Origin of the sequence: Paractinoplanes ovalisporus, from assembly GCF_016834655.1 — a bacterium.
Lineage (GTDB): Bacteria > Actinomycetota > Actinomycetes > Mycobacteriales > Micromonosporaceae > Actinoplanes > Actinoplanes ovalisporus.
In genome coordinates, this window is record NZ_JAENHP010000033.1 from 59,283 (window position 1) to 76,546 (window position 17,264).

The window sequence follows — 17,264 nt, forward strand, 5'->3', positions numbered from 1 at the left end:
GATCCGTGCCGATCAGACGGGTGTGGGCGCCGCGCATTGACTTCGACTCGCTGCGTGGCGAGCTCAGGCTGCCCGGTGAGTTTCCGGCCGATGCCCTGGCCGAAGCCGAAGCCGCCGCCTCGGGGCCGCCCCCGCCGGGCGCCGACCGCACCGACGTGCCGTTCGTGACGCTCGACCCGGCCACGTCCAAGGATCTCGACCAGGCCATGCATCTGAGCCGGCGGCCCGGCGGTGGCTACCGCGTGCTCTACGCGATCGCCGACGTGGCCTCCTACGTACGGCCGGGTGGGCCCCTCGAGGCCGAGACCTGGGTGCGCGGTCAGACGATCTATCTGCCGGACGGGCGGATCCCGCTGCACCCGCCGGTGCTCAGTGAGGACGCGGTCAGCCTCTTCCCCGACGTCGACCGGGCCGCCGTGGTGTGGACGATCGACCTCGACGCCGACGGCGCGACCACCTCGGTCGCCCTGGAACGGGCGGTGGTCCGCAGCCGGGCCAAGCTCAACTACGAGGCCGTGCAGCAGCAGGTCGACGCGGGTGAGGCGCCGGAACCGCTGGCGCTGCTGACCGAACTGGGCACGCTGCTGGCGGCGCGGGCCTCCGAGCGGGGCGCGGTCAACCTGCCGCTGCCCGAGCAGGAGGTCGAACCGCACGACGGCGGCTGGCGGCTGGTGCTGCGGGCGCCGCTGCCGGTCGAGGAGCACAACGCGCAGATCTCCCTGCTCACCGGCATGGCGGCGGCCGATCTGATGCTGCGCGGCGGGGTCGGACTGCTGCGCACGATGCCGCCGCCGAAGCCCGAGGCGGTCATGAAGCTGCAGGCCGCGGCGAAGTCGCTGGGTGTGTTGTGGCCGGCCGGGGCCCAGGTCGGCACCGTGGTCGCGTCGGTCGATCCGGCCAGTCCGCGCGGGGCGGCGTTCCTCGACCAGGCCGCCGATCTGCTGCGGGGTGCGGCCTACACGCCGTTCGACGGAACGCCGCCCGAGCAGACCGGGCACGGTGGTGTCGGAGCGCCGTACGCGCATGTCACCGCCCCGCTGCGGAGGCTGGCCGACCGGTACGCCACCGAGGTGTGCCTGGCGGTCGCGGCCGGCGCGACGATCCCGGAGTGGGCGCGGGCGGCGCTGCCCCGGCTGCCCAAGGCGATGTCGGAGTCGGACCGGCTCGCCGGCGCGGCCAACCGGGGCGCGATCGACCTGGCCGAGGCCGTGCTGCTGGAACACCGGGTCGGCGAGCTGTTCGAGGCGGGCGTGGTCGACCTGGACAACCCGTCGAAGGGCCGGCCGCCGGGCGGCACGGTCGCGATCGACGAGCCGGCCGTGCGCGCCCGCTGCCTGGGGGCGCTGTCTCTCGGCGTACGGATCCAGGCCCGTCTCACCGTGGCCGACCCGGTCACGCGGAAGGTGCAGTTCGAGGTATGAGCCGCTGGGCCAGGACGGTCAGCGCCCGGCGGTCGTCCTCGGAGAGGCCCGCGGCGAACGATTCGATGCGCTCGGCGAACTCGGCCGCCCCCTGACGGGCCAGCCGTAGCCCGTCCTCGGTGATCGACACGAGGACCACGCGGCGGTCGGAGGCGCTGGGCGTGCGGGTGACCAGGCCGCGGCGCTCGGCCCGGTCGACCAGGCCGCTGATCGACGACTTGTCGAGCCCGAGGTGACGGCCCAGGTCCTGCATGGTCGGCTGGTGGTCGCGCAGCACCCCGAGCAGCCGGGTCTGGATCAGCGACAGGTCGTGCCGCCCGGCGATCTCGGCCAGCGCGTTCTGCACGAGGAACGACAGCTGGGCGAGCGCATCGACAAAATTTTCATCGGCCACGGGGGGATCCTATCCGAGAAGGTACGTGGTACAAACTAATTAGTACGTGCCACGAACTAAACCTCGGGGAGGATGTCATGAAGATCCACGCAGCGGTCGTGAGCTCGTTCGACCGCCCACCCGCGTACGAACCGTTCGACCTGCCCGACTTCGAGGGCGGCGACGACTTGGCGGTGGCCGACGTGCTGGCCGTCGGGCTGCACCCGCGGGTGCGCAGCGGAGCGTCGGGCCGCCACTACACGAGCACCGGGAAGCTGCCGATGGTGCCGGGCGTCGACGGTGTCGGCCGGCTGGCGGACGGCCGTACGGTCTACTTCGTCGCCGACGACGACCTGACCGGCCCGATGGCGACCCGCACGGTGATCGACACCCGCCGCAGCGTCGACCTGCCCGCGGGCGCCGACCCCGTGATGATCGCGGCCGCCATGAACCCGGCCATGTCGTCCTGGGTCGCCCTGCGCCGCCGGGTGCCGCTGCGGGCCGGCCAGTCGGTGCTGGTGCTGGGCGCGGGCGGCAACGCGGGGGGCATGGCGATGCGGGTCGCGTCGCTGCTCGGCGCCGGTCGGGTCGTCGGCGCGGCCCGCCGCCCGTCCGGTCCCGACGTCGTCGCCCTGTCCGATGTGGCCTCCGTGGCCGCCGAGGCCGATGTGGTGCTCGACTACCTGTGGGGCGCCCCCGCCGCCGAGGCGATGATGGCGATCCTGCGGGCCCGCCCCGACCGCGGCCGCGAACTCAACTGGATCCAGATCGGCTCGGTCGCGGGCCCGACGATCGAGCTGCCCTCGGTGGCGTTGCGCTCGGCCAACTTCCGCCTGCTGGGCAACGGCCAGGGCGCGGTGTCGGCGCGGGCCTACCTAGCCGAACTGCCCTCCCTGATCGACGAGATCACGGCCGGCCGGCTGTCGCTGAAGACCCGGACCGTCCCGCTGGCCGACGTCGAGGCGGCCTGGACCACCCCGGAGCAGCCCGGCGTGCGCACCGTCCTCGTGCCTTAGTTGCGGGGATGACCCATGGTCACGTGGCTGGGGCCGTTCAACGCCGACGAGACCAGGTCGGCGAGGTCCCAGACGGCCTGGTCGTCGTTCTGGGAGGCGGTCCAGGCCAGGGCGTTGACGACGTCGGTCCAGACCCGGCCCTCGAGGGTGACCGGTGCCGGCCCGGTGGCCTTCGCCGCGGCCTCGATCGGGCCGATGGCGTCCATGCGCCCCGGGCCCACCTTCATCACCTCGCGCCACTGGGCCGGGGTGAGGGTGGCCCGGTAGTCGCGGTTGTCGTCCAGGCCCAGGTCGTCCGGGGTCCTGGCGGGAATCGTGAACTCGCACCACGGCGACCAGCCGCCGGCCCCGATCGACGGGGGTGTGCCCCGAACCCGCCAGCGGTAGGACTCGCCGTGCTTCAGCCGGCCGTGCCGGAAGAGCTCCAGGGTGGCCTTGAGCGGGTCGCCGGAGTCGCCGGGCAGTTGCAGGTCCTCGGCGGTGCGGCCGTAGACGCCGGTGATCTGGAAGGTCGACTGGATGGACCGGAGCCCGTCCGTCTGAGTGAACGAGGCCGACAGCGTGGGACGGACGGTGTCCAGCACGGGTCGTTCCGAGCCGGCCACGCAGATCCGGCCGTCGGTGCTCAGCCCGGTCGGCAGGGCCGCACCGGCGTAGCGGGGGTCGTTTGGGTCGGCCGACGGCGCGTCGTGGAGCCGGTCGAATCCGGCCGTCTCGTCTCCGCATATGCCGTAGGTCAGGGTGGGTCGCTCGGCGATCAGGGACTGGCAGGCGGCGAGCGGCAACGGCGCCGTCACAGGCCAGGGCGAGGGCCCGGACGGCGGGGGATGGGGGAGCGCGGTGAGGGCGTCGAATCGGCGCGGCGCCGGCTCGTCGGGGCGCGTCACGACCACGGTGAGAATGCACAGCACCACAACAACGCCGGCCCAGACCGCCATACGAACAAGCGCCCGCGACGGATCTGACGTCGGCGGCCCGGACAGCGGCGACGGCGAAATGGGCAGCGCCGACGGCTCGGACAGCGGCGGCGACGTGGGCAGCGGCGACGGCTCGGGAAGCCTGGTGGGCGGATCGGCTGGGTGACGCCGGCGGCGTGCGGTGAGGCTGCCGGCCACCACGGCCCCAGCCACGGCGGCCAGAATCACCCAGCCCGTACGGCGCGACGAAGCCACACCAGTCTCATCGACCGCGTACGGCCGGTTCTGAGTCCGGGGTTTTCGAGCGCAACCACTTACGCACGCCGCCCGGGTGGGTTTCGCGTTCTGGACGCGTCAGCGGCCAGCGAAGCCCGCCCGGGTCCCCGCGGGAGCGACGGTCCGTCACCCACCACCCCGCGAGGACATCCGGCTCTTGATCTTGATCTTTAGAACGTATGCTCCGCGGCCGGGAACTCGCCGCCCCGGACTTCCGCCGCGAACTGCTGAGTCGCCTGCGACAACATCCCCGCCAGATCGGCGTACTGCTTCACGAAGCGCGGCGTCCGTCCGGTCCGCAGCCCCGCCATGTCCTGCCAGACGAGCACCTGCGCGTCGGTGTCGGGACCGGCGCCGATGCCCACCGTCGGGATCTCGAGCTCCTTGGTGATCGTCTTGGCAACCTCGCCCGGCACCATCTCGAGCACCACCGCGAACGCGCCCGCGTCGGCGACCGCACGGGCATCGGACACGACCTGGGCGCCCTCGTTCTCGCGGCCCTGGACGCGGTAGCCGCCGATGGTGTGCTCGCTCTGCGGTGTGAAGCCGACGTGGCCCATGACCGGGATGCCGGCCCCGACCAGCGCCTCGATCTGGGCGGCGACGCGACGGCCGCCCTCGAGCTTCACGGCGTGGGCGCCGCCCTCCTTCATGAACCGGACGGCCGTGCGCAGCGCCTGGGTCGGGCCTTCCTCATAGCTGCCGAAGGGCAGGTCGGCCACGATCAGCGCGGTTTTGGTGGCCCGGACCACGGCGCGGACCAGCGGGATCAGCTCGTCGACGGTGATCGGCAGGGTGGTCTCGTGACCGAACACGTTGTTGGCCGCCGAGTCGCCGACCAGCAGCACGGGCACGCCGTTCTGGTCGAAGATCGAGGCCGTGTACTGGTCGTAGGAGGTCAGCATCGGCCAGCGGTCGCCGCGGCTCTTGGCGGCGACGAGGTCACGCGTGCGTACCCGGCGGGTGGGCGGGCCACCGTACAGGGTCGGGATCTCGGTCATGGTGCGCTCCTTCCCTCGAGGCCGCGCGGATGCGGTCCCCGGGTGCGGATTCGATCGTCGCACCCGCGCGGGCGCCGCGGTCAGGGGCGAGTGGAGGTTTTCACACCCCAGGCCGCCGCCAGGGGGCAGTGCCAGCGTAATCTCGGCGTAATTGGGCCGGGGAAGACTGGCCTGTCAGGGCATTGATACTAGGGGTGACCGTGGACCGACAGCAGGAGTTCGTGCTTCGTACTCTGGAGGAGCGCGACATCCGTTTTGTCCGGCTCTGGTTCACCGATGTGCTGGGCACCCTCAAGAGCGTGTCGGTGGCCCCGGCCGAGTTGGAGTCCGCCTTCGAAGAGGGCATGGGCATCGACGGCTCGGCCATCGAGGGCTTCGCCCGGGTCTACGAGTCCGACATGGTCGCGATGCCCGACCCCACGACCTTCCAGGTGTTCCCGTTCGAGGGCGGCGTGAGCGGCGAGAGCGCCCGCATGTTCTGCGACATCCTGCTGCCCGACGGCAGTGCGGCCTGGGCCGACCCGCGCCACGTGCTGCGCCGCATGCTGGCCAAGGCGGCCGAGAAGGGCTTCACCTTCTACACCCACCCCGAGGTCGAGTTCTTCCTGGTGCAGGACGGCCCGCTCGACGGCTCGGTGCCGATCCCGGTCGACAGCGGCGGCTACTTCGACCACACCACCCACGCCGTGGCCCGTGACTTCCGCCGTCAGGCCGTGCTCGCGCTCGAGCGGATCGGCATCTCGGTCGAGTTCAGCCACCACGAGGTCGCCCCCGGCCAGCAGGAGATCGACCTGCGCTACGCCGACGCGCTGACCACGGCCGACAACATCATGACCTTCCGGCACGTGGTCAAGGAGGTCGCGCTGTCGCAGGGCGTGCGGGCCACCTTCATGCCGAAGCCCTACACCGACCAGCCCGGCAGCGGCATGCACACGCACCTCTCGCTCATGGAGGGCGAGCGCAACGCGTTCTACGACGCCGACGACCCGCAGAAGCTGTCCAAGACCGCGCGCTCGTTCATCGCCGGCCTGCTGGTGCACGCGCGGGAATACACGGCCGTCACCAACCAGTACGTGAACTCGTACAAGCGCCTGTTCCCGCTGCAGCTGCCCAACGTGGTGACCGAGTCGCCGGCGTTCGTGAGCTGGGGTCACCTCAACCGTTCGGCGCTGGTCCGCGTGCCCGCGTTCGGCAAGCCCAGCTCGGCCCGCGTCGAGGTCCGCTCGATCGACTCGGCCACCAACCCCTACCTGGCCTTCGCGGTGCTGCTCGGGGCCGGTCTCAAGGGCATCGAGGAGGGCTACGAGCTGCCGCCGGGCGCCGAGGACGACGTGTGGTCGCTGTCGCCGGCCGAGCGCAAGGCCGCCGGTTACGACGCGCTCCCCGAGAATTTGTCCGAGGCGATCGACGTGATGAGCAAGTCGGAACTGATCGCCGAGGTGCTGGGCGAGCACGTTTTCGACTTCTTCCTCCGCAACAAAACGGCCGAATGGGAGCAGTACCGGCGCGAGGTCACGCCCTACGAAAGGCAGCGTTACCTGGGCGCGCTGTAATGACGTAGATCCTGTCTTGTACGGTCTCTCCTGACGTCGCGCGACAAGGGAGAGGCCGTGCTTCAAGATCTGCTCGAGGGTGCTGGTCGCAGCATCGTGTTCGGAATCGTCGGCATCGGGCTGATGGCGGTGGGCTACGTGCTCGTCGACCTGCTCACCCCGGGCAAGCTGCGCGACCTGATCTTCGTCGAACGCAACCCCAACGCGTCCTTGCTGCTGGCGGCCAACCAGCTCGGCATCGCCGCGATCGTGTTCACGGCGATCTTCACGTCCTACGACTCGTTCGGTCAGGGCCTGGCGTCGACGGTGCTGTTCGGCATCATCGGCATCGCGATCATGGGGCTGGCGTTCCTGGTTCTCGACTGGATGACCCCGGGCAAGCTCGGCGAGGTCATCTGCACGCCCGAACGCCACGGCGGAGCGATGGTGAGCGCGGCGTCGCATTTCGGTGCGGCCCTGATCGTGTGTGCGTGTATTTCCTGACGGATCCGAAAGACCAAGATCAAGATCCGGATGTCCCAGCGGGGTGGTGTGTACGGACCGTCGCTCCCGCGGGGACCCGGGCGGATCGAGCTGGCCGCTGGCGCGTCCAGAGCGCTCGAGCCACCCGGGCGACGTGCGTGAGTGGAAACGCCCAAACCCGAAGCCCGAGGACCCTGCGATGTCGATCGATCTTGTGCCGGTCACGCCGGAGAACTGGCGTGACTGCGCGGCGCTCACGGTGCATGACGAGCAGCGGCGGTTCGTCAATGACGTCAGCTACTACCTCTGTCTGTGCCACTACGGCGACACCTGGAACCCGCTCGCGGCGACCCGGGACGGCGAAGTGGTCGGTTTCGTCATGTGGGGGATCGACGACGACCGCAGCGCCTGGATCGGCGGCCTGGTCGTCGACGCCCGGCACCAGCGCCAGGGCATCGGACACGCCATCGTGCGGACCCTGCGCGAACGCCTGATCGCCGAGCCGGGCACGCCCAACGTGGCGCTCAGTTACGCCGCCGACAACACTGCGGCTAGGCACCTCTATCGGACACTGGGCTTCCACGAGACGGGCGAGACCGAGGAGACGGAACTGGTGGCCCGCTGGACTCCCGCACCAGCGTGACCCCGGCGCTGGCCAGCGTCACCAGGGCCAGCGCGGCGAGCGCGACCGCGTCCAGGCGCTGGCCCAGCACGACCAGCCCGGCCAGCGCGGCGGCGGCCGGATTGAGGCTGACCAGAATGCCGAAGACCCGCGTGGGGATCCGGCGCAGGGCGTGCAGTTCCAGCACGTACGGGAAAATGGTCTGAAGAAGCGCCACCGACGCCGCGCCGATCAGCAGGGCGGGGTGGCCGATCACGGCGGCGGCGGGTGAGACGCCGAACGGCAGGGCGACCAGCGCCGCCACCGAGAGCGAGACCGGCAACGCGCCGGCGCCGGGGATCAGGCCGCCGACCCGCGCGGTGAGCACGATGTATCCGGCGCCGCAGACCCCGGCCAGCGCGGCCAGCAGCAGGCCCCCGACGGGCAGGGCCGGGCCCGGGTGCCAGCCGAGCAACGCGACCCCGGTCAGCGCCGACAGGGCCCAGACCAGGTCGAGCAGGCGGCGGGTCTGCACCAGCGAGACGGTCAGCGGGCCCAGGAACGAGACGGTGACCACGACACCGAGCGGAACCGTGCGCATCGCCAGCGCGGACAGCAGGTTGAGGCCGGCCACCGCGACCCCGAGCATCGCCGCCGCCCGCCACGCCTCGCGCGGCCACGTGCGCAGGCGCGGACGGACCACCACGGCCAGCACGAGGGCCGAGATCGCCACCCGCAGCAGCACCACGCCGGTGGCGCCGAGGTCGTCGAAGAGGGTGCGCCCGACGGCCGACCCGAACTGGATCGAGACGACCGAGGCGAGCACGAGCAGGGGCGCGCGGGACATGTCGTACCCCCGGTCTAGGTTGCCTGCCGTGGACGCTATCGAGCAGATCAACGGGGTCAAGCTCTTCGTCAGCCGTTCGGGTGACCCGGGCTTGCCGCCGCTGGTCGTCATCCACGGTGGACCGGGGTGGGACCACTCCTATCTGCGGCCCGTGGCCGGGCTGTCCGACGTCGCCCACGTCGTCCTGTTCGACCTGCGCGGGTGCGGCCGGTCCAGCCGCGACGTGCCGCTCCAGCCCGACCTGATCGCCGACGACGTGGCCGGCCTGATCAGCCACATCGGCGCGACCCGGGCCGACGTGCTCGGCTTCTCTTACGGGGGAGGGGTCGCCATGCGTGTCGTCGAGCAGCACCCCGCCCTGGTGCGGCGTCTGGTGCTCGCCTCCACCACGGCTTACGGGGATTTCGAGGCCGAGATCCCGCCCGAACGGGCCGCGCAGTGCAAAGAGGTCGACTGGAACCTGAAGGGCGAGGACGGCGCCGTGGCCCGGGCGATGGCCGAGGCCGATCTGCCGGCGACGATCTGGCGGCTCGACCGGGCCGACGAGTGGCGGGCGGTTCTGGGCGGCGTGCGGTTCTCCAGCGCGTGGGACACGCCGTACCTGGAAGGAAAGCTGAAACCGGCCCGCCCGGCCGATCCACCGGGGGTTCTGCGGCGCTGGGGCGGCCCGGTGCTGATCGTGCACGGCGAGCGTGAGATGACGTTCCCGCCGTCGGTCGCCCACCGGCTGCACGCCGAAGTTCCGGCCAGCCGGCTGCGGATGATCCCCGAGGCGGCGCACATGACACATTTCGACAACCCGTCGGCCTGGCTCGCCGCCGTACGGGAATTCCTGAAGGGTTAGCCTCGTGAGCGTGGCGACTGCACTAGTCATCGAGAACGATCCGACCGACGACCCGCGCCGGCTGGGCGAGTGGCTGACCGAGGCCGGCCTCGAGCTCACCGTCCTGCGCCCGCACGCCGGTGACGAGCTGCCCGAGACCCTCGACGACTACCTCGCTCTGATCGTGCTGGGCGGCGATCAGAACGCTTATCCCGACGCCGACGGCACGCCCGGCGCGCCCTGGTTCCCGGCCCTCGAGGGGCTGCTGCGCAAGGCCGTCCGCCACCGCGTGCCCACGCTCGGCGTCTGCCTCGGCGGCCAGCTGCTGGCCAACGCCCACGGCGGCCTGGTCGAGCGCAGCACCAGCGGCCCCGAGATCGGCCCGGGCCTGGTCGGCAAGCGCGACGCCGCCGACACCGACCCGCTGTTCAAGTGGGTGCCGCTGCTGCCCGACGTCATCCAGTGGCACCGCGACGAGATCACCGAGCTGCCGCTGCGGGCGGTGCTGCTGGCCGCGTCCAGCCGCTACCCCCATCAGGCCTTCCGCCTGGGCGACCGGGCCTGGGGCCTGCAGTTCCACATCGAGTGCGACACCGCGATGGTCGAGCAGTGGGCCGCGAGCGACCGCGCCACCATCGACGAGCTGGGCTACGACGCCGAGGCGGTCGTGTTCGCGATCGCCGACATCCTGCCCGACGTCGAAGAGGTGTGGCAGCCGTTCGTGGCCCGGTTCGCCTCGCTCGCCCTGGGCACGCTGCCCGACGCCGACATACCCGACGCCGGCGCCGGCCGCACCCTCCCGCTGCTGGGACAGTGAGTTGACCAGGCCCAGCCGGCTCGCCCGGTACGGCTTTGCCGACAACGGCGCCCGCGCGTCCGACCTGCTCGGCCCGACCGGCCTGCGGCTGTGGGACCCGGAAGCGCAGGCCCCGGTCGGCACCGACGCGGCCGAACTCCTCAACTCGCTGTCCCGCGCCGCCGACCCCAACCTGGCCCTGCGCCAGCTGCACCGGCTGGTCGACGCGGCCGGCCGGGCCGCCGCGCGGGGCAACGGCGGCCGGGTCACCGGGCCGGGCGGCGAGATCGCCACCAACGAGGCGACCGAGGCGCTGATCGGCGCGCTGGCGCAAGACCCCGGGCTGCGGCGCCGCCTGATCGCCGTGCTGGGCGCCTCGTCCGCGCTCGGCGACCACCTGGTGGCCAACCCGGGCGACTGGCAGGTGCTCGCCACCGGCAAGACCGGCCTGCCGCCCAACGCCGAGGGCCACCTCGAGGTCGAGAGCGACGAACCCAGCGTGCCGGCGCTGCGCCGGGCCTACCGCATCTCCCTGTTGCGCATCGCCGCCGCCGACCTCACCGGCGGGCGCGGCCTCGAACCGACGATGGCCGCGCTCTCCCGGCTCGCCGACGAGACCCTGGCCGCGGCCTACGCGATCGCCGTCGCCGGTCTGCCCTCCGGCACCGCCGAGCCCAGCCTGGCCGTGGTCGCGATGGGCAAGTGCGGCGGCAACGAGCTCAACTACGTCTCCGACGTCGACGTCATCTTCGTCGCCGACTCCGACGAAGACCTCAACGCCGGCACGATCGTCGCCGCCCGCCTGATCGAGATCTGCGGCATGGTCGCCTGGCCGGTCGACGCCGCGCTGCGCCCCGAGGGCAGCCGCGGGCCGCTCGTGCGCACGCTGGCCAGCCACGAGGCCTATTACCGCCGCTGGGCCCGCACCTGGGAGTTCCAGGCGCTGCTCAAGGCCCGTCCGGCCGCGGGTGACCTGGCCCTGGGCCGCCGCTGGATCGAAGACCTGGCCCCGCTCGTGTGGCACGCCGCGGAACGCCCCGAGGCGGTGTCCGACGTCCGCGACATGCGCCGCAAGATCATCGACAATGTGCCGCCGGGCGTGGCCGACCGCGAGATCAAACGCGGCCCGGGCGGGCTGCGTGACATCGAGTTCGCCGTCCAGCTGCTCCAGCTCGTGCACGGCCGCATCGACGAGACGTTGCGCCCGCCGGGCACCATCCCGGCCCTGCGCGCGTTGGTCGCCGGGGGCTACGTGGGCCGCGACGACGGCGAGACCCTGCTCCGGGGCTACCGTTTCCTCCGCGGAGTCGAGCACCGCCTGCAACTTCAGCAGCTCCGCCGCACCCACACCGTGCCCGACGACCCGGCGGCGCTGCGCTGGCTGGCGGCCGCGCTGGGCTACACGGCCCTGCCCGGGCGCGACGCCGTCGAGGCCTTCCGCTCCGACTGGGTCGGCCACGCCGCCCAGGTTCGCCGGCTGCACGTCAAACTGCTCTACCAGCCCCTGCTCGAGGCCGTGGCCCGGGTGCCGGCCGAGGCGCTGCGCATGACGACCGAGTCGGCCGGCCGGCGCCTCGAGGTGCTCGGGTTCGCCGACCCGGCCGGGGCGCTGCGCCACCTGCAGGCGCTCACCGGCGGCGTCACCCGCACGTCGGCCATTCAGCGCACGCTGCTGCCGATGCTGCTGCAGGAGTTCGCCGACGCCCCCGAACCCGACCGCGGCCTGCTCAACTACCGTCACGTCTCCGACAAGCTGGGCAGCACCCCGTGGTACCTGCGCCTGCTGCGCGACGGCGGCCCGGTCGCCCGCCGCCTGGCCCGGGTGCTCAGCCTGTCCCGCTACGCGACCGACCTGCTCACCCGCGACCCCGAGGCACTGCGCCTGCTGGCCGACGACGCCGAACTGCTCCCGCGCTCCCGCGAGTCCCTGCTCGACGGCTTCGCGGCCGCCGCCGAGCGTTACGCCGACGACCCGGTCAAGGCGATCGCGGCCGTCCGGGCCCGGCGCCGCCGGGAACTGTTCCGGCTGGCCTGCGCCGACATCCTCAGCAAGGCGGGCGAGCTGGCCCCGGCCGAGCCGCTCGACGTGAACCGGATCGGCATCGCGCTGTCCGACGTCACCGACGCGACGCTGAGCGCCGCCCTGCGCGTGGCCCGCCGGGCCCATCCCGGTCCGGCCGGGCTCAAGTTCGCGATCATCGGTATGGGCCGCCTCGGCGGATACGAGATGAGTTACCCGTCCGACGCCGACGTGCTGTTCGTCTATGAGCCCGCCCCCGGCACCCCCGAGAACGAGTCGTCGTCGGCGTCGCTGGCCATCGCCGAACAGCTGCGCAAACTGCTGACCGCGCCCGCGCCCGACCCCGAACTGGGCATCGACGCCGACCTGCGTCCCGAGGGACGGCAGGGGCCGCTGGTCCGCAGCCTGGCCGCCTACCAGCAGTACTACGCCCGCTGGTCGCGCGTCTGGGAGGCCCAGGCGCTGCTGCGGGCCCGTTTCGTCAGCGGCGACCACGACCTGGGCCTCAAGTTCGAGGAACTGGCCGACCGCATCCGCTACCCCGAGGGTGGCCTGACCCGCGAGCAGGTCGTCGAGATCCGCCGCATCAAGGCCCGGGTCGAGGTCGAACGCCTGCCCCGCAACGCCGACCCGCACACCCACACCAAGCTGGGCCGGGGCGGGTTGTCCGACGTCGAATGGGCCATCCAGCTGCTGCAACTGCGTCACGCGTACGCGGAACCGGATCTGCGCAAGACCCGCACGCTCGAGGCCCTCGACGCGGCGGTCGCGGCCAAGCTGGTCGACAAGGTCGACGCGGCCGCCATGACCGCCGGCTGGACCCTGGCGGCCCAGGTGCGCAACGCGTTGACCCTGGTCCGGGGCCGTCCGACCGACCAGCTGCCCCGCCACGGGGTCGAACTGGCGGGCACAGTGATGCTGCTGGGCGGAGGCGACCCGGGCGAGTTCGTCGACCGCTACCTGCGCCTGACCCGCCGTTCCCGCGCGGCGATGGAGCGTGTGCTCGAGTCCTGAGTGGGTATCCCTCTTCCATGCTGTTCAACATGGTGAAGCGCTTTGCGATCATGGCGATCGCCGTTCCGCTGGCCGCCTTCGGCGCTCGCAAGCTGAGCGAGAAGCTGGAGGCCAGGCGCGGCCCGAGCCGCGGTTCCCGCGCGCTGCGCGAGGGTGCCGACTTCCTGTCCGGCCTGCGGGGCCAGAAGAAGAAGCGGCGTCGTTTCGCCTGGTGACGACGCTGTCTCAGGCCTGGTTCCGGATCTTGTCGGCTGCCGCGAGCAGAACCTCAACCGGGATCTCCACGAGGTGCTCGCCGTCGGGCACCTCCACACCGGCTTGTTCGCCGGTCAGCGCGTGGCCCTGCACGACCACTGACTGGCCGGCAGTGCGGTAGACGGTCGGACAGGTGCCACTTCCGCAGAGACTCGTCAGTATGTCGAGCCGGTTGTCGGTGGCCTCGACGGAATCCTTGTGGGTCGTCATGACACCACCGTACGGACCGAAACAACCCCGTCACAATGGGTCAGGCCGCGGCTTGGGCCAGCTGCCGGATGCAGTTCTTCTCGTACGCGTCGAGAAGAGGCTCGATGTCCGTGGTCGCAGCCGACTCCAAGGCGTCGAACACCCGCCGATACCGGCGGACGATGCCACGGCCCTGGGACTCCAGGCTCGCACTGAAGATGTCGACCATCACAGTGCGGTCGCCCATGAGCTCGAAACCGTGGAACGGCGCGATCGGCAACTCCGCCTCGCGCGGGATGAACCGGATGCTGACGTTCGGCAGTGTGGCGACCTCGCGTAGCCGGGCGATCTGGCCCAGCATCTCGGCCGGTCCGCACACCCGGTTGCTCAGAACGGTCTCGGTCATGACGAAGTGGAACTGGCGCCCGGGATCGTAGAGCAGCTGGCTCCGCTGGATCCGGATCGAGACCGCCTCGGAGACGGTCAGCAACGAATCGGCGATCTGGTCGTCGTCGAGCTGGGTCCGCAGCTGGTCGAGCACGGCCCGCGCGTATTCGCTGGTCTGGAGGAGGCCCACGACGACAGCCGGCTGGAAGGTGCGGATCTCGCGGACAGGCGCTTCGAGCTGCCGGACACGTTTCTGCCGGTTCTGCAGGCCCAGCTCGGCCGGATGCCAGTCGACAAGTTGGTTGTTCGAGCGCTCGGCCAGCCCGGCGAGGCGTTCGACCTCGGTGTCGGGCATCTTGAGGGCCTCGGCGATGAGCCGGACATCCTGGGGGTCGGCCGCCGACTTGCCGGTCTCGAGACGCGAGATCTTGGCCTGGCTCATGCCGACCCGTTCACCGAGCACCTGCCCGGGAATCTTCAGGCTCTTGCGCCGACGGGCCAGGGCCGCGCCGACGTGCTCTTCGGCGCTGTCCGGGAATTCGGGCGAGGTGGTCATTCCGCTCGCCCTCCTTCCCGTTCGGTCAGTTCGGTCAGTTCGGTCAGCTGACTGCTTTCATGGCCTCGGCGATGAGCTCGGCCGGGATCTCGACGAGTTGTTCTCCCGCGGGGAGGTCGAGACCGGCGGCCTCCGCGGTCACGGTGTATCCCTGCACAACAAATGTATTCCGGTCGGTGCGGTAGACGGTCGGGCAGGTCCCGCCGCCGCACAGCGTCGTCACCAAGGTCAGGCGCGGCGCTGCATCCTGAGCAGCCGTTAAGGGCTGATTTGTCGTCACGCGCGAACGATACAGCAGTCCTGATGGTCATGCGGCAGCGGCGCATACCTCATGCAAGCACAAAGGTCCAGAGCTGGGTAGGTCCGCGTGAACGCCAAGGAAAGAATATTCATGCCCTCGGATCGTGCTTGCATCTCGGTGCATAGACGCGGATATTCAGTGGTAGGGGTCACGAGGGGTTGCTGCAAGCGTCGGATCAATAGCCGTACGTGTTCAGCGGTTCTCGCGACGACGAGGTCGGACCCTGCAAGTGCATATGCGACCGTTTCCTGGTCGTTTCTCATCCAGGTATCACCTCTCCGAGCCGACCGGTCCCCACACCGGGCGGATCCGCCTCCTCCTCGGACAGGAGAACGTCGATGACCATCAACCTGCTGGCCGGAATCGTCGCTCTGCTGGTGCTGCTGTTCGTCCTCACCGAGATCGTGTCGGCCGTGCTGCCGCTGATCATCGTCCTGGCCTTCGTGCCGGAGCGGGAACGCGAGAGCCTGGCCCGCGCGCTCGCCGCCCTCGACTCGTCACGCCGGCTGCGGCTGTGGCCCGAACTGCGGCTCGCCGTGACGTTGCGCCGCCAGCAGCGGCGTGTCGCCCGCGCCGCCCGGGACCCCCGGCGCAACCCGTACGCCCACCTCAACCGCCACTTCGCCGACATGCCGGGTGACGCGCCGCTGAATCCGCCGTACGACCGGGCCGAGCCGGTCAGCCCACCCGCCCACGCCGGCGACTGACCTCGTTCCCACCCCGGTACGAGAGTCGCCGGGCCTGCGATCACGTCGCTGGGTGGCGCCGCCGTCATCCGTGAGCGATCAGGCTTCGCCGCTCGTTCGTCTGCGCCTGCCCAGCACGCGCTTTGCCTGGCTGCGCCCGTACGGCTCGCTTTGGTGTCGGCCGTCTGGCTTCAACCTGCTTTGGACAGTCTGCGGGCGGCTTCCGCAGCGGCCGCGGCGCTCGGCGTGATGTTGTCGCGCCGGGCCGCGGCGAACACGTTGGTCAGCGTGTTGCCGATGCCGTCGAGCCGCGCTGTGACCTGCTCGGGGGTCTCGTGGTGCAGTTCGACGGCGGTCGCGCTGACGACTCCGCCCGCGCTGACCACGTAGTCGGGCGCCCACAGGATGCCGCGGGCCTGCAGCAGGTCGGCCGTCGCGGGGGAGTCCAGCTGGTTGTTCGCGGGTCCGGCCACGGCCGAGCAGCGCAGGGCGGCGACCGAGTCCGGGGTCAGCACACCGCCCAGAGCGGCCGGCACGACCACGTCGACGGCGGCGGACAGGCCCTCGTCGGGTGTGACCCAGGTGGCGCCGAGCTCGTCGGCCAGGGCGTGCTTCGAACGGTCGACGTCGGCCACGAGCAGCTTCGCGCCCGCCTCGGCGAGCAGCCGCGCGACCCGGCCCCCGACCCGGCCCAGGCCGAGAACGGCGAAGGAACGGCCCGCCGGCTCGGGCGAACCGAACCGGTCGGCGCACACGGCCCGCAAGGCGGCGACCGTTCCGGTGGCGGTGCCGGGGGAGGAGTCGCCGCTGCCACCGGCGGCTACCGGACGGCAGAAGACGTGCCGCGTACGGGAACCGATTGTCACCATGTCGTCCGGGCCGGTGCCGACATCGGGGCCGGTCGCGTAGATGCCGCCCAGCTCCTCGATGACCGTGCCGACGTCGTGCAGGGCGGCCTGCTTGCGGGAGTCGTCGAGCGGCGCGTCGAGGGCGACCACCGTCTTGCCGCCGCCGTTGGGCAGGCCGGCCAGGGCGCACTTGTCGGTCATGGCGGCGGACAGTCGCAGGGCGTCGGCCAGGCCGTCGCGCCAGTCCCGGTACACGGCCAGACGGCACCCGCCGAGAGCCTGGCCCAGGGCCGTCGAGTGCACGGCCACGACGATCGGCAGCCCGGACTCGGGACCGCGCCGGATGATGATCCGTTCATGCGAGAACATGGGGTGAAGCTAGGCGCTTGCCCAGCCGTTCAGGCGCCGCGCCGAATCTTGTTCGGCAACCGGCAGGAAAGGCGACCCCGTGGACGAAGTTGATTCGGCGATCGTGCGGGAATTGCAGGCGAACGCCCGGCAGACCAACCGCGACCTGGCCCGCGCGGTGGGCATCGCGCCGTCGACGTGCCTGGAACGCGTACGGCTGCTGCGCGACCGCGGAGTGATCACCGGTTATCACGCCGAGATCGACCTGGGCGCCCTCAACCGCCACGTCCAGGCGTTCCTGCACGTCCAGGTGCGCCCGATGAGCCGCGAGGTGATCGAGAACTTCAAGGCTTACGCGACCGGCCTGCCCGAGGTGCTGTCGGTGTTCGTGGTAGCCGGCGGCGACGACTTCCTGGTGCACGTGGGCGTTCCCAGCGTCGACGCGCTCCACTCGTTCCTGATGGACAAGTTCACCGGCCGCCGCGAGATCGTCGGTTTCCGAAGCTCAGTGATCTACCAGCACGCCCGCAACCGAGTCTTGGAGCCGATCAATTCACCGCCGCGCCAGGGGTAG

19 protein-coding genes are annotated in these 17,264 nt (G+C 71.4%); 11 read left to right on the top strand and 8 right to left on the bottom strand.

Features of this window, described 5'->3' with window-relative positions; genetic code table 11:
* Window positions 1-5: 5 nt before the first annotated feature.
* Window positions 6-1,421 (top strand): RNB domain-containing ribonuclease, encoded by a 1,416-nt coding sequence (locus JIG36_RS47900; protein WP_203383599.1) that lies wholly within the window; start codon window positions 6-8, stop codon window positions 1,419-1,421.
* On the opposite strand, the gene JIG36_RS47905 is transcribed toward JIG36_RS47900, so the two are convergent.
* The gene (locus tag JIG36_RS47905; protein WP_203383600.1) at window positions 1,393-1,815 is read right to left on the bottom strand and encodes a MarR family winged helix-turn-helix transcriptional regulator; all 423 of its coding nucleotides are present in this window, start codon (window positions 1,813-1,815) and stop codon (window positions 1,393-1,395) included. The two genes, JIG36_RS47900 and JIG36_RS47905, sit on opposite strands and share 29 nt — an antisense overlap.
* A gap of 77 nt (window positions 1,816-1,892) precedes the next feature.
* Between JIG36_RS47905 and JIG36_RS47910 the strand changes: the two genes are divergently transcribed.
* Window positions 1,893-2,810: a zinc-binding alcohol dehydrogenase family protein gene (locus JIG36_RS47910; protein ID WP_203383601.1), complete on the top strand. Its 918-nt coding sequence runs from the start codon at window positions 1,893-1,895 to the stop codon at window positions 2,808-2,810.
* Here JIG36_RS47910 and JIG36_RS47915 read toward each other — a convergent pair.
* Both JIG36_RS47915 and panB read right to left on the bottom strand, forming a co-directional pair.
* Window positions 2,807-3,982, bottom strand: coding sequence for a hypothetical protein (locus tag JIG36_RS47915; RefSeq protein ID WP_203383602.1), 1,176 nt, complete (start codon window positions 3,980-3,982; stop codon window positions 2,807-2,809). The genes JIG36_RS47910 and JIG36_RS47915 overlap by 4 nt on opposite strands.
* 191 nt (window positions 3,983-4,173) lie before the next feature.
* Window positions 4,174-5,004 (bottom strand): 3-methyl-2-oxobutanoate hydroxymethyltransferase, encoded by an 831-nt coding sequence (panB, locus tag JIG36_RS47920; RefSeq protein ID WP_203383603.1) that lies wholly within the window; start codon window positions 5,002-5,004, stop codon window positions 4,174-4,176.
* Between the two features lie 200 nt (window positions 5,005-5,204).
* Between panB and JIG36_RS47925 the strand changes: the two genes are divergently transcribed.
* The 3 genes from JIG36_RS47925 (at window position 5,205) to JIG36_RS47935 (ending at window position 7,662) form a co-directional block, all read left to right on the top strand.
* On the top strand, window positions 5,205-6,557 hold the full coding sequence (locus JIG36_RS47925) for a glutamine synthetase family protein (protein ID WP_203383604.1): 1,353 nt from the start codon (window positions 5,205-5,207) through the stop codon (window positions 6,555-6,557).
* Window positions 6,558-6,614: 57 nt separating this feature from the next.
* Window positions 6,615-7,040: a DUF350 domain-containing protein gene (locus tag JIG36_RS47930; RefSeq protein WP_203383605.1), complete on the top strand. Its 426-nt coding sequence runs from the start codon at window positions 6,615-6,617 to the stop codon at window positions 7,038-7,040.
* Window positions 7,041-7,218: 178 nt separating this feature from the next.
* Window positions 7,219-7,662 (top strand): GNAT family N-acetyltransferase, encoded by a 444-nt coding sequence (locus tag JIG36_RS47935; RefSeq protein WP_203383606.1) that lies wholly within the window; start codon window positions 7,219-7,221, stop codon window positions 7,660-7,662.
* Here JIG36_RS47935 and JIG36_RS47940 read toward each other — a convergent pair.
* Window positions 7,571-8,467: an EamA family transporter gene (locus JIG36_RS47940; RefSeq protein ID WP_203383607.1), complete on the bottom strand. Its 897-nt coding sequence runs from the start codon at window positions 8,465-8,467 to the stop codon at window positions 7,571-7,573. The two genes, JIG36_RS47935 and JIG36_RS47940, sit on opposite strands and share 92 nt — an antisense overlap.
* Window positions 8,468-8,495: 28 nt before the next feature.
* Here JIG36_RS47940 and JIG36_RS47945 point away from each other — a divergent pair, with 28 nt between their 5' ends.
* The 4 genes from JIG36_RS47945 to JIG36_RS47960 are packed head-to-tail and all read left to right on the top strand — an operon-like array spanning window position 8,496 to window position 13,335.
* On the top strand, window positions 8,496-9,311 hold the full coding sequence (locus JIG36_RS47945; protein WP_203383608.1) for an alpha/beta fold hydrolase: 816 nt from the start codon (window positions 8,496-8,498) through the stop codon (window positions 9,309-9,311).
* 10 nt (window positions 9,312-9,321) lie between these two features.
* A complete protein-coding gene (locus JIG36_RS47950) occupies window positions 9,322-10,107 on the top strand; it encodes a type 1 glutamine amidotransferase (protein ID WP_203383609.1) in 786 nt (261 codons plus the stop codon).
* Window position 10,108: 1 nt separating this feature from the next.
* Entirely contained in the window at window positions 10,109-13,120 is a 3,012-nt protein-coding gene (locus tag JIG36_RS47955) for a bifunctional [glutamine synthetase] adenylyltransferase/[glutamine synthetase]-adenylyl-L-tyrosine phosphorylase (RefSeq protein ID WP_203383610.1), read from the top strand.
* 17 nt (window positions 13,121-13,137) lie between these two features.
* Window positions 13,138-13,335: a hypothetical protein gene (locus JIG36_RS47960; RefSeq protein ID WP_203383611.1), complete on the top strand. Its 198-nt coding sequence runs from the start codon at window positions 13,138-13,140 to the stop codon at window positions 13,333-13,335.
* A 10-nt stretch (window positions 13,336-13,345) separates the two neighbouring features.
* Here JIG36_RS47960 and JIG36_RS47965 read toward each other — a convergent pair whose 3' ends face one another.
* The 3 genes from JIG36_RS47965 to JIG36_RS47975 are packed head-to-tail and all read right to left on the bottom strand — an operon-like array spanning window position 13,346 to window position 14,787.
* Window positions 13,346-13,585 (bottom strand): hypothetical protein, encoded by a 240-nt coding sequence (locus JIG36_RS47965; RefSeq protein ID WP_203383612.1) that lies wholly within the window; start codon window positions 13,583-13,585, stop codon window positions 13,346-13,348.
* Between the two features lie 40 nt (window positions 13,586-13,625).
* Window positions 13,626-14,507 carry a helix-turn-helix domain-containing protein gene (locus tag JIG36_RS47970; protein ID WP_203383613.1) on the bottom strand — a complete coding sequence of 294 codons (882 nt, stop codon included), beginning with the start codon at window positions 14,505-14,507 and terminating at the stop codon, window positions 13,626-13,628.
* A gap of 43 nt (window positions 14,508-14,550) precedes the next feature.
* Window positions 14,551-14,787 carry a hypothetical protein gene (locus JIG36_RS47975; RefSeq protein WP_307873210.1) on the bottom strand — a complete coding sequence of 79 codons (237 nt, stop codon included), beginning with the start codon at window positions 14,785-14,787 and terminating at the stop codon, window positions 14,551-14,553.
* A 359-nt stretch (window positions 14,788-15,146) separates the two neighbouring features.
* On the opposite strand from JIG36_RS47975, the gene JIG36_RS47980 reads away from it, so the two are divergent.
* Window positions 15,147-15,515, top strand: a complete 369-nt coding sequence (locus JIG36_RS47980; protein ID WP_203383614.1) for a hypothetical protein — start codon at window positions 15,147-15,149, stop codon at window positions 15,513-15,515.
* Between the two features lie 170 nt (window positions 15,516-15,685).
* Here JIG36_RS47980 and JIG36_RS47985 read toward each other — a convergent pair whose 3' ends face one another.
* A complete protein-coding gene (locus JIG36_RS47985) occupies window positions 15,686-16,711 on the bottom strand; it encodes a Glu/Leu/Phe/Val dehydrogenase dimerization domain-containing protein (RefSeq protein ID WP_203383615.1) in 1,026 nt (341 codons plus the stop codon).
* A 79-nt stretch (window positions 16,712-16,790) separates the two neighbouring features.
* Between JIG36_RS47985 and JIG36_RS54555 the strand changes: the two genes are divergently transcribed.
* Window positions 16,791-17,264, top strand: a complete 474-nt coding sequence (locus JIG36_RS54555; RefSeq protein WP_203383616.1) for an Lrp/AsnC family transcriptional regulator — start codon at window positions 16,791-16,793, stop codon at window positions 17,262-17,264.